This window comes from Streptomyces sp. NPDC043896 (genome assembly GCF_056435605.1).
Window position 1 is genome coordinate 1 of the sequence record NZ_JBWKEE010000029.1, and the last position, 18,699, is coordinate 18,699.

Consider the following 18,699-nt stretch of genomic DNA (forward strand, 5'->3'; position numbering starts at 1 on the left):
CCCTCGTACTGGACGTACTCGGGCTTCCGCCCGGTGCGGCGAGAGCGCGTGCCAGGCGTCGCGGGGCAGACGGAAGTTTGACGACAGGCCCTAGGTCCGCGGTCCGAGTGCGATCCGGTCCTGTGGACCGATCTGCCGGGGCCCGTACGGGGGTTAGCGTCCTTCCATGCGCTTAGGAATTCTTGGAACCGGAAACGTCGCACGAGCCCTAGCCCGCGGTTGGAGCGCCGCAGGGCACGAGGTGGTCCTCGGGTCCCGCAGGCCCGGGGAACGGGGGGACCTCGGCTTCCCCGTCACGGGCCTCCACGAGACGGCCGCCCAGGCGGACGTGCTCGTCAACGCCACACCGGGCGACGCCTCCATGGAACTGCTCCGCTCCATCGGGGCCCCGGCCCTGGCCGGCACGCTGCTCATCGACGTCGGGGTCGGTCTCTCCGACGACTACACCGAGCTCTCCCACCCCAACAGCAGCCTGGGCGAGCAGATCCAGGAGGCGTTCCCCCTGACCCCCGTCGTGAAGACGCTGTGCACCATGGACTGCACCGTGATGACCGACCCGGACGTGCTCGGCGACTCGACCACCGTCTTCCTCTCGGGTGACGACGCCGAGGCCAAGCGGACCACCGGCCGACTGCTCTGCGACCTCGGCTGGCCGGAGTCCTCGCAGCTGGACATCGGCGGCATCACCACCGCGCGGGGGCAGGAGCACTTCGCCCTGCTCTTCACGGGCATCGCGCAGGGCCTCGGCGCCCACACCTTCAACATCAAGGTGGTGCCGCGGCCCTCGGCCCCGACCGACTAGAACGGGCAGGGTGTCCGCCTCACGGCCCTCGCCCCTTCGCCGGCAGCCCGCACACCGGTTCCCGCCCGCGAGGGCCGGGTCCTCCCGGCCCTCGGACCAGGTCTGCGGAGTACCGCCGTCCATCTCGTCGCGGCGGCGCGTACGCCGTGAACCGCGGCCCGTTACCTCCAAGGTAATCGCGCACCCGCGAACCCGACCCGCATGGTTGTCAGACGCAAGCGGCAACGGGAAGAAGAGGTACGGGACATGTTCGGGTTGAGGGGTCGGAGTGGTGCGGTCGGTACGGCCGTGTTGGTGCTCGCCGTGGGTATCTCCCCGTCGGTGGCGGCGCTGTCGGGGGCCGGCACGTCCGCCTCGGGCGACTGCCCCGAGGTCCGCGCGAAGGCCGAGCGGCTGGAGGGCCGGATCACCCCGAACGCCTGCGCGTTCATGCGGCGCCAGATCGCCTTCGGTGAGATGCCCACGGGCACCCCGCCCGCCCTGGGCGACCTGACCCACCCGCGCGTGCGGGCATACCTCGACATCTTCGACGAGGACGCTTCGCTCTGGGAGGCCGGTGGTGATGCCCAGCGCGGCCGGAACGCCATCGGCACGTCCATCACCGGGTCGCTCGGCCTCGTCCCGGACCTGCGCTACCGGGGGACCGATGTCGTGGCCGACGGCAGTACGGTGATGTTCGGCCAGTGGAACGAGGTCACCCTCAAGGGCCGTAAGATCGCCTACCCGCAGATCGCCCGCAACCTCCTCGCCGACGACGGCAAGACCCTCCAGGCGCGCCGCTACTACGACCGCCACGCCCTGTTCCGCGACACGGTCCCGACCGCCCCGAAGGCCCTGTTCGACGGTGTGGGCGACCCGGTGGCCGACAGGGCCGCCGACCCCGCCCCGGCGAAGGGGGGCCGGGGCGCCGAGCCGTTCCGTGCCGACGAGATACGGGAGCGGCTGGCCATGTGGAACGGCGAGGACGCGGCTGGGCTCGTGGGGCGCCTGGGCAACGCCAAGCTCTCGGGTCCGGGGCTGGAAGCCCCGCTCCGGACGGGGGCCGGGAAGAAGGCGTACCTGGAGCGCTTCTTCGGCACCGCCGACGTCCGGTTCCGGGCGGGTCAGGTCGCCTTCGGCCGCACCACCACGTACGTCGAATGGCACGGCACCGCCACCACCGCGCAGGGCGGCACCGTACGTTTCGGCATCGTGGAGCGCTTCGGCCCGGGCGGCGAGTGGGAGCTGTACTTCGACACCCTTCCGCTGATCGCCGACCGGGACAGGATCAACCAGCTCTTCCGGGAGCTGGCCCAGCCGTGACGGCGGTGAGCGTGCGGCACGCCGTCCCCGCAGCCCATGGTGATCACCACGTCCGCAGACCGCACCGCCTCGGTGGTGAGGACCTTCGGGCTCTCGGCCGAGATGTCGATGCCGGCCTCCGCATGGCCTCGACCACCGCCGGGTTCACCGTGTCGGCGGGGGCGGACCCGGCCCACGCCGCATCGTCGTCCTGCCCGAGCACCGGCAGCGGCCCCACTTGTTTCGACATCCCTCAATATTGACAGCTGTCGATTCCAGCCGCAGTATCGAATGTATTGACAACTGTCGAAACAGGAAATCCGATGGGAGACCGTCATGTCCCGTGTCCAGCTCGCCCTGCGCGTGGCCGACCTCGAAGCCTCGACCGCCTTCTACGCCAAGCTGTTCGGCACCGAGCCCGCCAAGCGCCGCGACGGCTACGTCAACTTCGCCGTCACCGAGCCCCCGCTCAAGCTCGTCCTCATCGAGGGCGAGGCCGGCGAGGACACCCGCCTCGACCACCTCGGCGTCGAGGTCACCTCCACCGATGAGGTCACCGCGGCCACCGCCCGCCTCAAGGGTGCGGGCTTGGCGACGTTCGAGGAGAACGACACCTCATGCTGCTACGCCCTCCAGGACAAGGTCTGGGTCACCGGCCCGGGCAAGGAGCCGTGGGAGGTCTACGTCGTCAAGGCCGACGCCGACACCCTCGGCAAGAGCGCCGCCGGTGCCCGGGGCGAGTGCTGCGGAACCGCCGACGAGCAGGCCGTGGGCCTGACGCAGGCCCAGGCCGCGGCGAACTCCCCCGCCGGGTGCGTCTGCGGCGGCTGACCCCGGCGGAGCGTGTTTCCGCCGGCCGGTGGCCGCCGTTCCCGGACGGATCTGACCATGGGCTGCGAGGATGCGGGCATGGAGCGGACGTTGAGCGGGCGGGAAGCCTCGGAGGCCGTGCACGACCTCGGCTGGCGCTTCTTGCTGGGCGCGTTGCGGACGTCGGTCCCGGTCGGCTCGCTGGCCCGGGCGATCGCCCTGGCGGCGGACGCCGTCGCGGTGTGCGGCAGCCACGCGGATCGGCACCTCCGGGTCGATGCCCGCCCCGAACGGGTCGTGTTCACCCTGCAGTCGCCCGACCACGCGGCGGTCACCACCCGGGACGTCGAACTCGCGCGCCGGATCTCCGCCGTCGCCGGTGAGACCGGGTCGCCGACGACGGAGCCCGAGGTCGGAACGGGCGCAGCGCGGTCGGTCCAGCTCCTGGAGATCGGGATCGACGCGCTGGACATCGCCGGGATCCGGCCGTTCTGGAAGGCCGTACTGGGTTACGCCGACGAGGCCGGCGCCGAAGGGCCGCAGGATCCGCTCGTCGACCCCGTCGGGCAGGGCCCGGCGATCTGGTTCCAGCAGATGGACCGGCCGCGTCCGCAGCGCAATCGCATCCACTTCGACATCTGCGTTCCCCATGACGAGGCACCCCGGCGGATCGGGGCCGCGCTGGCGGCAGGGGGCCGCCTCGTATCCGCGACCCGTGCCCCCGCGTTCTGGGTGCTCGCCGACGCGGAGGGGAACGAGGCCTGCGTGACCACCTGGCAGGGCCGGGACGACTGACACGCGCTGAGGCTGGCGGCAGGGCGCGCCGCCCTGCCGGCGGGTCAGCGTCTGCGGCCGGCGTGCAGTTCCAGCCGGTCGGCTTCGAAGCGCGCACGGAAGCCGCGGTCGTGCGAGACCGCGACCACGGCACCCGGGTACGCCGCGAGCGCCGCCTGAAGGTCCTCGACCAGGTCGAGTGCGATGTGGTTGGTCGGCTCGTCGAGGACGAGGAGGTCCGCGGGCCGGGTCACCAGGGTCGCGATCTGCAGCCGCCGCCGCTGTCCCACGGACAGTGTGGCAACCGGGACGTGCAGGTCCTGTTCCCGGAACAGGCCCAGGGACAGGAGCTGTTCGGCGTACTCGTCCGGCGTCCCGGGCCGCCCCGTGGCGAACGCGGCGAGCAGCGTCAGCCGCGTGGCGTGCGCGGGCAGCTCCTGCGCGAGGTAGCCGATCCGGGCGGGGCGGCGCACCGTGCCCGCGTCCGGTCGCAGGTCACCCGCCAGGACGCGGAGCAGCGTCGTCTTGCCCGCGCCGTTGCCGCCCGTGACGAGGAGGCGCCCTCCGGGCTCGATCTTCAGGAGCCCGTCCAGGCGCAGCCGTTCCCCGACCCGTACGTCGTCGAGCTCGGCGAGCGCGCCCCGAACCGGGTCCCCGGCCGCCGACGGCGGCACGGTCGTGAACCTGAGCGGTACGGGCGGCTCCGCCACCGGGTTGCGCCGCAGCCAGTGCAGGCGCTCCCGCACCGAGCGCACCCGCCCGCCGAGCTTCGCCTCGCTGGAGCGGCGGTGCTTGCCGAAGCCCTGCTTCGGGTCGCGGCCGGTGGCGGCCAGCCTCCTGCCCGCGGCCTCCAGCAGCTCCTCCGTACGGGCCACCTCCTCGGCCCAGTCCGCGTACCGCTGCTCCGCTCCGCGCCGGGCGGCGGCCTTCGCGGCGCGGTACCCGGCCCAGCCGTCGCCGTACCGGCGCACGGTGCGCTCGTCCCGGTCGACCTCCAGGACCGTGGTGGCGACGCGTTCCAGGAACCCGCGGTCGTGGGTGACCGCGACGACGGTGCCGCGGTGCGCGCGCACGTGTTCCTCCAGCCAGCGCGCGGCCGCCGCGTCGAGGTGGTTCGTCGGCTCGTCCAGGAGCAGCAGTTCGGGGGCGGAGGCCAGGACGCACGCGAGCGCGAGGCGCGCCCGCTCACCGCCGGACAGGGAGCCGAGCAGGCGTTCCCGGGTGATCCGGGCCAGCCCGAGCCCGTACATGGCGGCATCCATACGGGCGTCCGCCTCGTAGCCGCCGCGTTCCTCGTAGGCGGTCAGCAGCTCGCCGTACGCGGCAAGGTCTTCGTCCGGCGCGTCGGCGAGGGACTCCTCCGCGGCACGGAGCCTTCGCTCCATATCGCGCAGTTCGGTCAGAGCGAGGTCCACCGCGTCCTGCACGGTGCGGTCCGGTTCAAGCTCCTGCGTCTGGGCGAGGTGGCCGGTTCCGCCGGGAAAGCGAACGGTGATCTCCCCGGCATCCGGCGCCTCGGCCGTGGCGAGCAGCCGCAGCAAGGTGGACTTGCCGGAGCCGTTCTCACCGATGACGGCGGCCTTCTCACCCGGCCGGACGGTGAAGGACACCTGGTCGAGAACGGTCCGGGTGCCGTAGGACTTGGTGACGGCCTTGACGGACAGCTGCGCCACGGCGGGGACGGCGGCGGACGGGACGGACAGGGCGGTGTGGGCGCGGTCGCGCATGGGACTTTCCCTGGGCATGCGTAGGGTCCACGGGCAGCAGAAACGGCGGCGGGGGCCGTGCCCGGACTCAGACGAAGAAGAGGAAAGCCATGCCCCAACCATAACCAGACGATTCGTCTCGACTCAATGCGTTTTGCGGCGCGAAGCGGGTGATCGGCGGCGGCGCCCGGGAGACGGCACGAGCCGATACCGGCGGCTGCTCAGGGGCCTGGAGAATGGCGCCATGACGATCACCGTGGTGCCCTACTCCGATGACTGGCCCGTCCGCTTCGAGCGGCTCGCGCGTACGCTGCGTGCCGCTCTGGGGTCCGTACCCCAGGCCGTGGTGGAGCACGTCGGGTCGACCTCGGTGCCCGGCCTCGCGGCCAAGCCCGTGCTCGACGTGGACGTGATCGTGCCGCGTGAGCAGGTGCCCGCGGCCGTGCGGGCGCTGGAGGCCATCGGGTACGTCCATCGCGGGGACCTGGGAGTCGCCGGCCGTGAGGCGTTCCGTGCGCCGGACGAGGACCCGGCCCGCCACGTGTACGTGTGCACCCGCGGCACCCTCAACGTCCGCAACCACCTCGCCGTCCGGGAGGTCCTGCGCCGCCGGGCCGATCTGCGCGAGGAGTACGGCGCCGTGAAGCTGGCCCTCGCGGCGGATCCGCGGATGGACATGCCGGCCTACCTGGCGGGCAAGAGCGCCGTGCTGCAGAAGGTCCTCGCCGCGGCCGGACCCGACTTCACCGAGGACGAACTGGCGCAGATCAGGCGGCTGAACGATCCCGAAGCGTGAGCCCGGGGCGCCCGGCGCCACCGGGGTGGGCCGACACGGCGGCACGCGGCCGGAGCAGCCGTGCGGCAGGCGCAGAATGGGGCTCGGGCCAGCTGCCGCCGACCGAGAGCGACTTCGATGAACCGCCTTCCCGCAGACCCGACGGTGCTCCACCCGTTCCCCGACCAGCCGCGGGTGGTCCTGCTCAAGCCGCTCGTGACCTCGCCGCTGATCGAGGTCGGGGAGTACTCCTACTACGACGACCCCGACGACCCGACCGCGTTCGAGACCCGCAACGTCCTCTACCACTACGGTCCCGAGAAACTGGTCATCGGGAAGTTCTGCGCGCTGGGCACCGGGACGCGGTTCATCATGAACGGCGCGAACCACCGGATGGACGGACCCTCGACCTTCCCCTTCCCCATCATGGGCGGCTCCTGGGCCGAGCACTTCGACCTCCTCACCGGGCTGCCGGGCAGGGGCGACACCGTGGTCGGCAACGACGTCTGGTTCGGCTACGACACCATGGTCATGCCCGGGGTCCGCATCGGGCACGGCGCGGTCATCGCCTCCGGAGCCGTAGTCGTGGACGACGTCCCCGACTACGGCATCGTGGGCGGCAACCCGGCCCGGCTCATCCGCACCCGCCACAACGACGACGACATCGCCCGGCTCCTCGCCCTCGCCTGGTGGGACTGGCCCGCGGAGCACCTCACCGCACACATCCGGGCCGTCATGTCCGGCACCGTCGACGACCTCGAGGAGATCGCCCCCCGGACCTGACCCGTCCCCCGCGGGGCCGGGGCCCTTAGGCTTGCCGGATGGAAGCCCGTGACCCGCGTGTCCTTCTCCTGTCCGCGCCCCGCACCTCGACCGCCGAGCTCATCGCGCGGGCGGCGGCCTGGCGCGGCCACGACGTGGTCGAGCGGCCGGCGCTCGCCGTCGGGCACCGGGCGCACTGGTACGGAGGCCCCCTCGCGGCAGCACGCCTCGTGGGCCCCCTGGGCATCGGGTTGCTCGAACCGGCCGACGACTGGCTGACGCACCTGCCGCACTCCCTCCTGCGGCGCTCCGTACGGCTCACCACCCTCGCCGAGGCCAGGGCGCTGCGGGAGCGGGCCTTCGTGAAGCCGCCCTCGGCGAAGATCGACCTGCTGCCCGCCGCCATACACGAGGACGGGACGGCACTGCCGGCCGGGCTCGACGGTTCCACACCGGTGCTGGTGAGCGGGGTCGTGGAGTTCACCGCCGAATACCGGTTGTTCGTCCTCGACGGCGAAGCAGTCACCGGCAGCCGGTACGCCGTCCACGGACGCCTCGACCCGGCGCCGCTGGACGCCGGCGCCCGTGCCTTCGGCCGCACCGTCCTCGAAGCCACGGGCGCCGCTCTGCCCAGCGCGGTGTGCCTGGACATCGGCCGCCTCGCCGACGGGGGCTGGGCGGTCGTCGAGGCCAACATGGCCTGGTTCGCGCACTGCTACGCCGCCGAACCGGACCGCGTCCTCGACGTGGTCCTCCGTGCCGCCGGCCCGATCGGGGAGGTCGCCGCGCGGGACCGGCCGCACCTGAGCGGGTCGTCCGTCCCCGCGGCCCACGCCCCCTCCACTGCTCCGGCGTAGCCGGCCGGTCGCCCGGGCAAGAGGATCACGTCGGTGTGGAGGCGGTGCCGGCCGGGCCGGCGTGAGGAGTAGGACGCAGGGGTGACGGATCCGTCCTTCCCCTGGTTGAGCCGCTCGGCCAGACCGGTGCGACGCGTCACGGCCGGCCCGCCCCCCTCGATCATCGCGGTCACTCGGGGATTGTCCTGAGCATGGGTGCCTCCATTGACCGGGTGACCAGGACGACGAGGCGGCACCGGCCCGGGAAGCTGTCCGTCGGGGGTGGGGTACGCGGAGCCCCGGTGACGGCACGGCCCGCCGGCACCCCCCTTCGGACACGGCCTGGGCTGACACGTGCGGCTGGGACACCGGGCCGGGGGAGCGAAGATGCCACGCCGCGGCCCACGGAGATCTGAGACGCTGGCCGTCATGTCGCACCGCACGCCGCCCGAGCTCCGGCAGATCACCCGGCCCGCCGCCGTGTCCCCGTCCCTCCGGCGCCGGCTGGCCGACTGCTGGGCGGACGTGGCGAACGACGGGGGAGCGGTCATCGCGCCCACCTTCCCCATGCCGCCCCTCCGCCCGCAGGACGTGATGCCCACACTGGACCGCCTCATCGACGGCCTCGATCCGGCGCTGTGCCGCCTGCTCGTCGCCATGTCCGAGGGAACGCTCGCCGGCTGGCTGGTGCTCCGGCGTGATCCGCATCCTCTGATCGCGCACTGCGGCGTCGTCAATCACGTGCAGTCGCATCCGAGCTTCCGCCGGCTCGGCATCGGCACGGCTCTGATGGAGCGGGTCGCGGTCCTCGCCCGTACGGAGATGGGGCTGGAGCGCCTCCAGCTCAGCGTGCGTTCCGGATGCGGACTGGAGAAGTTCTACCTCGGCCTGGGCTGGGTGGAGGTGGGCCGGTGGCCGGGCGCACTGCGGGTCGCGCCCGGTGACGACCGGGACGACGTCCTGATGCAGCTGAGCCTCTGAAGGGTACGGATCCGGCCATCCCCCCGGCAGGCGGCCGACGCACCCTGGAGATGCGGAGCAGAGGGCGCGATGATGGGCAGAGCCGTACGAATGGTCGCGGAGGCGGGTTCGCAGTCCTCGTGGGGAGGGATGGCCAGGATGAGCGATGCCCCCTTGTACCTCACGCCGCGTCTCGCCGAGGCCCCCGCGTCGCTGCTGCGGCAAGAGCGCTTGCTGCACGCCCTCGTCGACGCCCTCGGGTCGCCGCTCAACGTCCTCCTGCCCGAGTCGATCGAGCGGAACGCGCAGGAGTTCCGCGCGGTCCTCACCCGGCACCGGCTCTCCGGCCGGGTGTACTTCGCGCACAAGGCCACCGGCTCCAGCTCTCTGGTCAGGCAGCTGGCCGCCACCGACGCCGGTCTCGACGCCGCGTCCCTGGGAGAGCTGCAGCACGCCCTCGCTTCCGGCTTCGCACCGGAGCGGATCATGGCCACCGGCCCCAAGGACACCTCCTTCCTCTGGCTCGCCGCCCGGTGCGGAGCCGTGCTCAACGCGGACGGCCCCGCCGAGCTGGAGCAGGCGGCGCGGCTGGTGCGTTCCCACGGCCTGCCCCGCCTGCGCGTCGTCCTGCGGCTGTCGGAGTTCGAGACCGCCGGAGCCAGGACCCTTTCGCGCCGCAGCCGCTTCGGCACCTCGGTCAAGGCCCTTTCCCCGCTCCTCGACCTCCTGGAGAAGTGTCAGGACGCCCTGGAGCCGGTCGGCGTGGGCTACCACCTGGACACGACGAGCCTGGACGAGAAGGCGGCGGCCCTGGAGGGCTGCCTGCGGGCAGTGGAGGACATGCGGGTACGGGGCTTCCAGCCCCGCTACATCGACGTAGGCGGCGGCTTCGGTCTCGGCTACCTGGCCCACGCGCAGGAGTGGGAGCTCTACACGACGGCCCTCACGGAGGCCGTACTGGGCCAGCGCGCACCCCTGACCTGGGGCGGGCACGGCTACGGCCTGCGGACGGAGAACGGCACCCTCAAGGGGGCCCTCGCCCTCTACCCCGCGTACAGGGCGGTGGCCGGACCCGGATACCTCGACGCGCTGCTCTCCCGCCCGGCACCCGGCCTGGGCCGCCCGCTGGGCACCCTGCTGCTGGAGAGCCTGTGCGACGTGTACGCCGAACCGGGCCGCGCCCTCACCGACCAGTGCGGGCTCACCCTGGGCCGGGTGCTGGAGGTCCGGGCCGACGGCGGCACGGCGGTACCGCACGTGCGGCTCGCGCTGAACGCCGGCGATGTCGGCCTGGAGGACCACGGAGTCCTGGTGGACCCGGTCCTCGTCCCCCGTGACGGCGGCCGGCCGGGACGTTCCGGTCCGGTCGGCGTCCACCTCATGGGCAACCTGTGCCTGGAGGCCGACCTGGTCACCCGACGGACCGTCTTCCTGCCCCGCCTGCCGAGCCCCGGCGACCTGCTGGCCTTCCCCAACACCGCCGGCTACTGCATGGACTTCACCGCCACCCGGGCCCAACGGCAGCCCGTGGCCCGCAAGATCGCCGTCAGATCCGGGGGAACGGACCGGGGAGAGGAGGGGACGGAAGGCGAAGCCTGGAGCTGGTGCCTCGACGAGCAGTACTGGCCGGTCACATGACGGGGGGACGAAGGGCGTGAGGTACGAGAGCATCACCGAGGCCATCGGCAACACTCCGCTGGTGCGCATCGATCCGGATGTGCACGGACTGAGGAACATCGATCTCTACGCCAAGCTGGAGATGCTCAACCCCTTCGGCTCGCTGAAGGACCGGGCCGCCTGGAACATGGCCCGCCACCGGCTGGCCGGGGCGGCGGCCCGCGGGGAGACGGTGGTCGAGCTCTCCAGCGGGAACACGGCCAAGGCGCTGGCCCTGATCGCGGGCCTGTACGGGCTGCCGTTCAAAAGCGTCACCAACCGCATGCGCGTCCCCGAGATCAAGGACCTGCTGCTCCTGCTGGGCGCGCAGATCGAGGAGCTGCCCGGCCAGAGCGAATGCCTCGACCCCACCGACACGTCCGATCCGCTGACCCTCTTCCACCGGCAGCTGAGCCTCCCCGGCAGCGCCCATCTGCACACCGACCAGTACTTCAACCCGCTGAACGCCGACGCGCACGCCCATGGCACCGGCCCGGAGATCATCGCCGATCTGGACGGCCGCGCCCCGGACTTCTTCATCGCCTGCGTCGGCACCGCCGGCTCCTCCAGCGGCGTCGCCCGCACCCTGCGCGCCCACGACCCCCGGGTGCGGGTCATCGGCCTGGTGGGTGCGAAGTCCGACTTCATCCCCGGGATCCGCACGGCCGACGAGGTACAGGAAGTCGGCCTGTTCGACCCGGCCACGTACGACGCCGTCGAAACGGTCGGCGCGGACGAGGCGATCGACGGGATGCTGGTCCTCCTGCGCCGCTGTGGACTGCTCTCCGGGCCCACCGGCGGGGCCGCCTACCACGGAGCCGTCCGTCATCTGCGCGCCGTGGACGACCAGCTCGAAGAGCGCCGGAGCGCGGTCTTCATCGTGTGCGACCGGACCGAGAGCTACCTGAGCTACGTGCGTCAGCGCCGGCCCGAGCTGCTGGGCCGCCCGGCGGTGCGCAACACCGTGGCCACTGTCAGCGAGGCGGAACTTTCCGCGGCACGGACCATGGACGTGGCCGACGCGCGCACATGGAGCGAGTCGGGGCAGCCGCTGGTGGTGGACCTGCGCGGCCCCTTCGCGTTCGCCGCCCTGCACATCGACGGGTCGGTCAACATCGTGGACGAGATCTTCGCCGAGCTCGTCCGCGGTGGGCTTCCGTTCAGCGCGAGCCGGCCGGTGCTGCTGGCCTGCCCGGTCGGCGAGCAGTCGCTGCGCTACGCGGCCCTGCTCACGCGGATGGGGCACCCGGACGTACGGAGCCTCGCAGGCGGCATCATCGCCTGGCGCGACGCGGGCGCTCCTCTGGTGCGTGACTGACATGACCGACCCCTGGCGGGAACTGCGCGGGCTGTCGGACTGGCAGCCGCCCCTGCGCGCCCAGTTCCCGATCCTCACCGGCCGCGCCGTGCCCGTGTACCTCGACAGTGCCGCCACCGCACAGAAGCCACAGGCCGTACTGGACGCCGTACAGGCCTACCTGACGCGGACGAACGCCAACTCCGGCCGTGGTTCCTACCCCTGGGCCAACGCCACCACGGCCCTGGTGGAGGGCACCCGTGACCGGGTCAAGGCCTTCCTGGGCGACCCCGCGCCCGACACGTCGTCGGTCCACTTCACGAGCGGGGCCTCGGAAGGGCTGCGCACCATCGCCCGGGACTGGCTGCCCGGCCTGCTGGAGGACGGCGACGAGATCATCGTCCCCTTCGGCGACCACCAGGCCAATCTCGCGCCCTGGCTGGAGGCCCGGGACCTGCTGGCCCGCCGGCGGATCCGCATCACGGTGCGCGAACTTCCCTGCCAGGCGGGCTCCGGGGACTACGACCCCCGGGCCCTGGCCCGGCTGGCCGGCCCGCGCACCCGCTTCGTCGCCACCACCCACGTGCACCACGTCTACGGCACCGACATGAACGTGCACCGCGTCCGCGAGGCGGTCGGCGACCACGTGCCCATCTGTCTGGACGCCGCGCAGAGCGTCGGCCACCAGCCGGTGTCACTCGCCGACCTGGACGTGGACTTCCTGGTCTTCTCCGGGCACAAGACGCTCGCCCTGCCCGGTACCGGCGCGGTGTGGGCCCGGGGCGCGCGCGGGCCCGCGTTCGTCCCCGGCGGCTGGCCGGGCACGCCCAACACCGTCGGCATCGCCAGCCTGGGCGCCGCACTCGACTGGCTGGACGCCGCCGATGTCGGCCGCATCGGCCGCTGGACGGCATCCCTGGCGGCCGTGCTGACCGACGGGCTGAGCCGCATGCCGGCGTACGAGGTCCTCGGCTGCCCGACGAGCCTCGCGGCCGGCTCCCCGGTGCAGAAGCGCGGCAGCATCGTCACCTTCCGGCACCACGGCATCCGCCCCCAGGACCTGGGGTTCGTCCTCTTCAGCGAGGGCTTCATGGTGCGCTCGGACGACCACTGCCAGGCCGGGCGGAGGATACCGGAGGCCTCGGTACGTGTGAGCCTGCACGTGTACAACACACTCGAAGAGGTGGAGAAGCTGCTGGAAGCACTCGCCAAACTGCAATGATTTTCACTATGAGTTTGAGTGCAGCGACGGCCGCGCGATGGGTGGAGCGCTGGGAGTGCCAGCAGCAGCGGTACGCGGTCGACCGCGAGGAGCGGTTCACCGTCATCGCGGACGTGGTCGAGCACGTCACGGCGGACCGGCCGGATCGCCTCGTCCTCGATCTGGGCAGCGGGCCGGGCGCCCTCGGAGCGCGCCTGGCCGAGCGGCTGCCCGGCACGGAAGTGGTCGCCGTCGACGCCGATCCGCTGCTGCTGGAGCTCGGCCGGGCCCACTACGGCCCCCGGCTGCGCCACGTCCAGGCCCTGATCGGCGCACCGGGCTGGCTGGAGGCGCTCGGTCTGGACCGGCCGGTGGACGCGGTCGTCTCCGCCACCGCCCTGCACTACCTGTCCCCGGACACCCTGCGAGCCGTTTACGGCGACCTCGCGGAACGGCTCCGACCGGGCGGTGTGCTGGTGAACGGGGACCACATCGGCCCGGACTCCGGACGGATCCGCGCCCTCGCCCTGGACATCGGCCGCCGGCACTCCGAACGGCACCTGGCGTTCGTCCACGAGGACTGGCAGTCCTGGTGGTCCGGAGTGGCCGCCGACCCTGAGCTGGCATCCCTTCTCGGCCGGGAGGACGCCGCCTCCCATCCGCCCTGCGCCGGCAACACACTGCACGTGTCCGGCCACGTCGCCCTGCTGCGGGCGGCCGGCTTCGCCCACGTCGGCACGGTCTGGCAGTACGGCAACAGCCGGGTCCTCGCCGCGCTGCGCTGAGCTGCCGCACGGCTGCGGCGCCCGGCGCCCGTCGCCCGGAGCCTCTGGCCGGCCCGCGCTCGCCGGGCACGCCGGCTCCGGGCCTCGTCACGCCCCGGCGGCGGGGCGCAGTTCGCGTTCGAGGGCGGCCAGGGCGAACGCGTGCGCGGAGGCGTGCTGCCACCGGGACCGTCCGAGCATCACGTCCTCGGAGAGCCCGCTGAGCATGGCAACGGCCCGGATGGTGAACTCGGGAAGATCCACGTCGGCGAACTGTCCCAGGTCCCGGCCCTCGCGCAGGATGGCCTCCAGGCGTTCGTCCCAGCCGTCCAGCAGCCCCGCGAGGACCTGCCGGCCGGCTTCGTCGTGGCGCTGGGCCAGTACCTGCGTCCACAGCGCGTAGCGTTCGTCGCCCTGGTGGCGGGGCAGGTAGAAGCGGACGAACAGGTCCAGCTTCTCGGCCGGGGACCCGGCCCGGTCGGCGGCCTGCTGGAACCGGGTCCAGAGGTCCGCCTGGCTCCATGCGAGGACTTCGAGCAGCAGCCGGTCCTTCTTGCCGAAGTGGTAGAGGATGTGCCCGGTGCTCATGTCCGCCCGCGCCGCGATGTCCGACATCCGCACGGCCGCCGTGCCCTTCTCGGCGATCACGGCGATGGCCGCCCGCATCGCCCGCCCCCGTGCCCCGTCACCGCTCGGCTGACGCTTCCGGTCGACCGGGGCCCGGACCACGGGCCGGGAGGCGGCGCCGGCCCCGTCGCCCGGCGTCCCGGTCACGCCCTCCGGGGGGCGTAGGCGGTCGGACGGGGAGGGCCCGGTCTCTGACGTCGGCATGGGCTCACTTTCGGTTCCGGAAATCCAGGCCACAAGTCTAGGTTCCACAAATTAGAGCGCTGATCTAGACTGAAAATCTAGTCAGGACGATGGGGAGTGTGACGGCCGTCTGTGCGCGGCCGCCCCGACGGCCGGCGGCCCCGCCCGTACGACCCACCCGAGGAGACACCCACATGACGCGCGGATTCGATGTCGTGGAGACCTGTATCGCCGACCTGCGCGCCGCGCTGGAGAAGGGCGAGACCACCGCGGCCGGCCTTCTCGACGCCTACCTCGCGCGGATCGACGCCTACGACCGGCCCGGCACGGCCACCGCCCTGAACGCGATGGTCGTGATGAACCCGCACGCCCGCCGCGAAGCGGAGGCCTCCGACGCGCGCCGCGCCCGCGGCGAGACGCTCGGCCCCCTCGACGGGATCCCGTACACCGCGAAGGACAGCTACCTCGCGAAGGGGCTCACGGCCGCCTCCGGCTCCCCGGCGTTCGAGCACCTCGTCGCCCAGCACGACGCCTTCGCCATCGAGCGGCTGCGCGCGGGCGGGGCGGTCCTCATCGGCCTGACCAACATGCCGCCCATGGCCAACGGCGGCATGCAGCGCGGCGTGTACGGCCGCGCGGAAAGCCCGTACAGCGCCGACTGGCTCACCAGCGCCTACGGATCCGGCTCCTCCAACGGCTCCGGCACGGCGACGGCGGCGTCCTTCGGCGCGTTCGGCCTCGGCGAGGAGACCTGGTCCTCGGGCCGCGCCCCGGCCTCGAACAACGCCCTGTGCGCCTACACCCCCAGCCGCGGCGTGATCTCGGTCCGCGGCAACTGGCCGCTGGTGCCGACCATGGACGTCGTCGTCCCGCACACCCGCACCATGGCCGACCTCCTCGAACTGCTCGACGTCATCGTCGCCGACGACCTCCACACGCGCGGGGACCTGTGGCGTGCGCAGCCCTGGGTGGCGCTGCCCTCCGCGTCGCAGGTACGGCCCGCCTCCTACCCGGCCCTCGCGCCCGCCGACGCTCCGGCCGCCCGCCGGGTCCTCGCCGGCAAGCGCGTCGGCGTGCCCCGGATGTACATCAACGCCGACCCCGGCGCCGGCACGAACCCCGACGGCGGAATCGGCGGTCAGACCGGGCAGCGCATCGACACCAGGCCCTCGGTGATCACGCTGTGGGAAGCCGCGCGCCGCGACCTGGAGGCCGCCGGCGCCGAGGTCGTCGAGGTCGACTTCCCCGTCGTGTCCCACTACGAGTCCGACCGCCCCGGGGCGCCTTCGCTGCTCACCCGGGGACTGGTCAGCCGCGACTTCCTCACCTTCGAGATCGAGGACCTGTCCGCCTGGGCCTGGGACGACTTCCTGCGGGCCAACGGCGACCCGGCGCTCGCCACCCTGGCCGAGGTCGACGGCACCCGCATCTGGCCCAAGCAGGACGGCGAACTGCCCGACCGCTACGACGGCTTCGACGACACGATCGGCGACTACCCGCGCCTCGTGCGCGAGCGCCCGTACGCGTCGCTCACCGACATGCCCCACCTGGAGCAGGGGCTGCGCGGACTCGAGGAGACGCGCCGCGTCGACCTGGAGCTGTGGATGGACGGGCTGGGCCTGGACGCGGTGGTCTTCCCCGCGGTCGCCGACGTGGGCCCCGCGGACATGGACGTGAACGTGGCGTCCGCCGACCTCGGCTGGCGCAACGGCGTCTGGGTCGCCAACGGCAACCTGGTCCCGCGCCACCTCGGCATCCCGACGGTGACCGTGCCGATGGGCACCATGACGGACACCGGCATGCCCGTCGGACTGACCTTCGCAGGCCGCGCCTACGACGACAACGCGCTCCTGACCCTCGCCGCGGCCTTCGAGGCGACGGGCAGCCGGCGCACGGTCCCGCCGCGCACGCCGCGCCTTCCGGAGTGGTGACCTGACGGTCCGGGCCGCACCGGCACGAGGGCGGCCCGCTGCGGAGGCCCGCTGCGGGGAGGGCGTGACAGCCGGCCACGCCCTCCCCGCCCCGGGGGCGGCCGGCATCAGTGATCACCCGGGCTGACCCACGTCGTCACGTACCTCGTGACATGGTGGTGCCATGACCATCGAAGTGCGTCCGGCATCGGTGTTCGAAGACGTGCGGACCCTGGTCGGCCCGAAGTCCGCCGGTGCCAACGTCTGCTGGTGCCTGAGCTACCGGATCCCGTCCAAGCTCAACAACGAGCTCCGCGGGCCGGCCCGTGGCGAGTACGTCGGCGAGCTGTGCCGCGGGCAGATCCCGCCGGGCGTGATCGCCTACGACGGCGACGAGCCGGTCGGCTGGGCCGCCGTGGCGCCCCGATCGGACACCTCCTTCGCCCGCAGCCGCACCATCCCGCACGTCGACGACCTGCCGGTGTGGTCGCTGTGGTGCATCCGCGTAAGGCCCGGTCACCGCAAGCAGGGGATCTCGCACGCCCTGATCGCCGGCGCGGCCGAGTTCGCCCGCTCCCACGGCGCGCCGGCGATCGAGGCGTACCCCCTCGACAACGAGGGCGCCCGCGTGGACACGACGATGGCGTACGCCGGGATCCGGAAGAACTTCGAACGCGCCGGATTCACCCACGCCGCCGACACCACATCGGTGCTGGCCGGGCATCCCCGGGTGCTCATGCGCCTTGACCTGCGCTGACCGGTCGGCGTGCCCGGCGGTTCCGGCTCGTACGGGTGCGCCCAGGGCGGCCCGCTCGCGCCGCAGCCGGAGAAGATCCCGGACGGGATACCCGGTCCGTGCCGATTGCTCCCTTTTTGCACCCGACAGCCGAGGGGCTCCCCATGAGCCGTTGTTGAAAATGAGTGTCATCTTCGTATAGAAGTACGGGGTGCTCATCTCGCAACAGGTGCTGGAGCGCTCGGTGACCGGACTCCGGCCCTTCGCGCTCCCCGCCCTCCGACATCCCACGGTCTCCACGCTCCTGGCGGACCACCGCGCCCTGCTGGCCCAACTCCTGGACGGCCTGGGCTCCCCACTGCACGTCGTGCTGCCCGAGGTCTTCGAGCAGAACGTCCTCTCCCTGAGGCGCGCGTTCGCCGAGGCGGGAGCCACCGCCGACATCCTGTTCGCCAAGAAGGCGAACAAGGCGGCCTGTTACGTCACGTCGGCCGCCGCCCTCGGTGCCGGAATCGACGTCGCCAGCACCCCCGAACTGGTCAAGGCCCTGGCCGGTGGAGTACCCGGACACCGGATCGGGATCTCCGGCCCGGAGAAGGACGACACGCTGCACTCCCTCGCCGTGCAGCACGGCTGCCTGGTCGCCGTCGACTCGGTCAGTGAACTCCGCCGGCTCGCCGCCGCCGCGCGACGCGCACGACGGCAGGCCGGTGTGCTGCTCAGGTCGCGGACGGCGAGTCAGCCGGAGAGCCGGTTCGGGCTGTCCGCCGCCGAACGAGAGGCCGCCGTCGGTCTGTGCGGGGAACTCGCCGACCACATCACCCTGCGCGGGTTCTCGTTCCACCTGAACGGCTACTCCTGCGCGGAACGCGCGCAGGCGGCGAACGAGATGATCGAGCACTGTCTGGACGCGAGACGGCGCGGCTCGCTCTCCGCCGAACTCGTGAACATCGGCGGCGGGCTGCCGACGCGCTACGTCGAGCCGCAACTCTGGAAGGAGTTCCTCCAGCAGAACGAGCCGGCCCACTACCACGCGGCCAAGAGGTTCCAGGACTTCTATCCCTACGGGGGACAGACCGCCGCCCAGGCAGTGCGCGCGATCATGGCGCACCCGGTCGCGGGGGAGCGGAGCCTGTCGGCCAGGGCGCGGCGCCACGGCATCCGGTTCGTCGTCGAGCCCGGCAGGGCCCTGCTGGACCAGGCCGGGTTCACCATGTACCGGGTACAGCAGGTCGACGACCGGCGGGAGAGCGACGGGTACGCGATCGTCACCGTCGCAGGCAGCAGTTTCAGCCTCTCCGAACAGTGGTTCAACAGTGACTACCTGCCCGACCCGCTGCTGGTGTCCGCCCGGCCCATCGCCGACGAGACGTTCCCGGCCTGTGTCGCGGGATCGACCTGCCTGGAAAGCGACTTGATCACCTGGCGGAAGATCGGCTTCCCGCGGCCCGTGCAGCCCGGTGACCACCTGGTCTACCTCAACACCGCCGGGTACCAGATGGACTCCAACGAATCACCGTTCCACGACGCCGCACTGCCCTTGAAGGCCGTGCTCCGGCTCCGCGACGGCGGGGGCCCGCCGAGCTGGCGCCTGGACGGAATCTGACACGCCCTCGAAC

At 72.5% G+C, this 18,699-nt stretch carries 17 protein-coding genes and 1 pseudogene; 15 read left to right on the forward strand and 3 right to left on the reverse strand.

Features of this window, described 5'->3' with window-relative positions:
• Positions 1-166: 166 nt before the first annotated feature.
• Together AC069X_RS32190 and AC069X_RS32195 are read left to right on the forward strand one after the other, a co-directional pair.
• A complete protein-coding gene (locus AC069X_RS32190) occupies positions 167-802 on the forward strand; it encodes an NADPH-dependent F420 reductase (RefSeq protein ID WP_478734177.1) in 636 nt (211 codons plus the stop codon).
• Between the two features lie 294 nt (positions 803-1,096).
• Positions 1,097-2,104, forward strand: a complete 1,008-nt coding sequence (locus AC069X_RS32195) for a nuclear transport factor 2-like protein (RefSeq protein WP_478734179.1) — start codon at positions 1,097-1,099, stop codon at positions 2,102-2,104.
• 14 nt (positions 2,105-2,118) lie between these two features.
• On the opposite strand, the pseudogene AC069X_RS32200 reads toward AC069X_RS32195, so the two are convergent.
• Positions 2,119-2,333: pseudogene (locus AC069X_RS32200) on the reverse strand (arsenate reductase/protein-tyrosine-phosphatase family protein); the annotation flags it as partial.
• Between the two features lie 86 nt (positions 2,334-2,419).
• On the opposite strand from AC069X_RS32200, the gene AC069X_RS32205 reads away from it, so the two are divergent.
• Together AC069X_RS32205 and AC069X_RS32210 are read left to right on the forward strand one after the other, a co-directional pair.
• Positions 2,420-2,914: an ArsI/CadI family heavy metal resistance metalloenzyme gene (locus AC069X_RS32205; protein ID WP_478734181.1), complete on the forward strand. Its 495-nt coding sequence runs from the start codon at positions 2,420-2,422 to the stop codon at positions 2,912-2,914.
• 78 nt (positions 2,915-2,992) lie between these two features.
• Positions 2,993-3,688, forward strand: a complete 696-nt coding sequence (locus AC069X_RS32210; protein WP_478734183.1) for a VOC family protein — start codon at positions 2,993-2,995, stop codon at positions 3,686-3,688.
• 44 nt (positions 3,689-3,732) lie between these two features.
• On the opposite strand, the gene abc-f is transcribed toward AC069X_RS32210, so the two are convergent.
• On the reverse strand, positions 3,733-5,394 hold the full coding sequence (abc-f, locus tag AC069X_RS32215; protein WP_478734184.1) for a ribosomal protection-like ABC-F family protein: 1,662 nt from the start codon (positions 5,392-5,394) through the stop codon (positions 3,733-3,735).
• A gap of 223 nt (positions 5,395-5,617) precedes the next feature.
• Here abc-f and AC069X_RS32220 point away from each other — a divergent pair, with 223 nt between their 5' ends.
• The 8 genes from AC069X_RS32220 to AC069X_RS32255 all read left to right on the forward strand — a co-directional run bounded on the left by AC069X_RS32220 (position 5,618) and on the right by AC069X_RS32255 (position 13,645).
• Positions 5,618-6,169 (forward strand): GrpB family protein, encoded by a 552-nt coding sequence (locus AC069X_RS32220; RefSeq protein ID WP_478734186.1) that lies wholly within the window; start codon positions 5,618-5,620, stop codon positions 6,167-6,169.
• A 117-nt stretch (positions 6,170-6,286) separates the two neighbouring features.
• A complete protein-coding gene (locus AC069X_RS32225) occupies positions 6,287-6,931 on the forward strand; it encodes a CatB-related O-acetyltransferase (RefSeq protein ID WP_478734188.1) in 645 nt (214 codons plus the stop codon).
• A 38-nt stretch (positions 6,932-6,969) separates the two neighbouring features.
• Positions 6,970-7,767 carry an ATP-grasp domain-containing protein gene (locus AC069X_RS32230; RefSeq protein WP_478734190.1) on the forward strand — a complete coding sequence of 266 codons (798 nt, stop codon included), beginning with the start codon at positions 6,970-6,972 and terminating at the stop codon, positions 7,765-7,767.
• Between the two features lie 408 nt (positions 7,768-8,175).
• On the forward strand, positions 8,176-8,727 hold the full coding sequence (locus tag AC069X_RS32235; RefSeq protein ID WP_478734192.1) for an N-acetyltransferase family protein: 552 nt from the start codon (positions 8,176-8,178) through the stop codon (positions 8,725-8,727).
• A gap of 138 nt (positions 8,728-8,865) precedes the next feature.
• A complete protein-coding gene (locus AC069X_RS32240) occupies positions 8,866-10,344 on the forward strand; it encodes a type III PLP-dependent enzyme domain-containing protein (RefSeq protein ID WP_478734194.1) in 1,479 nt (492 codons plus the stop codon).
• A gap of 16 nt (positions 10,345-10,360) precedes the next feature.
• Positions 10,361-11,680, forward strand: coding sequence for a pyridoxal-phosphate dependent enzyme (locus AC069X_RS32245; RefSeq protein ID WP_478734196.1), 1,320 nt, complete (start codon positions 10,361-10,363; stop codon positions 11,678-11,680).
• Position 11,681: 1 nt separating this feature from the next.
• The gene (locus AC069X_RS32250; RefSeq protein WP_478734334.1) at positions 11,682-12,881 is read left to right on the forward strand and encodes an aminotransferase class V-fold PLP-dependent enzyme; all 1,200 of its coding nucleotides are present in this window, start codon (positions 11,682-11,684) and stop codon (positions 12,879-12,881) included.
• Positions 12,882-12,889: 8 nt separating this feature from the next.
• A complete protein-coding gene (locus AC069X_RS32255; protein WP_478734198.1) occupies positions 12,890-13,645 on the forward strand; it encodes a class I SAM-dependent methyltransferase in 756 nt (251 codons plus the stop codon).
• Between the two features lie 87 nt (positions 13,646-13,732).
• Here the strand turns inward: AC069X_RS32255 and AC069X_RS32260 are convergent, their stop codons facing one another.
• Entirely contained in the window at positions 13,733-14,455 is a 723-nt protein-coding gene (locus tag AC069X_RS32260) for a TetR/AcrR family transcriptional regulator (protein ID WP_478734200.1), read from the reverse strand.
• A gap of 173 nt (positions 14,456-14,628) precedes the next feature.
• Here AC069X_RS32260 and AC069X_RS32265 point away from each other — a divergent pair, with 173 nt between their 5' ends.
• The 3 genes from AC069X_RS32265 (at position 14,629) to AC069X_RS32275 (ending at position 18,686) form a co-directional block, all read left to right on the forward strand.
• Positions 14,629-16,365, forward strand: a complete 1,737-nt coding sequence (locus AC069X_RS32265; protein WP_478734202.1) for an amidase — start codon at positions 14,629-14,631, stop codon at positions 16,363-16,365.
• Positions 16,366-16,528: 163 nt separating this feature from the next.
• Positions 16,529-17,101 (forward strand): GNAT family N-acetyltransferase, encoded by a 573-nt coding sequence (locus tag AC069X_RS32270; RefSeq protein WP_478734203.1) that lies wholly within the window; start codon positions 16,529-16,531, stop codon positions 17,099-17,101.
• 190 nt (positions 17,102-17,291) lie between these two features.
• Positions 17,292-18,686: an alanine racemase gene (locus AC069X_RS32275; RefSeq protein WP_478734205.1), complete on the forward strand. Its 1,395-nt coding sequence runs from the start codon at positions 17,292-17,294 to the stop codon at positions 18,684-18,686.
• Positions 18,687-18,699: the final 13 nt, after the last annotated feature.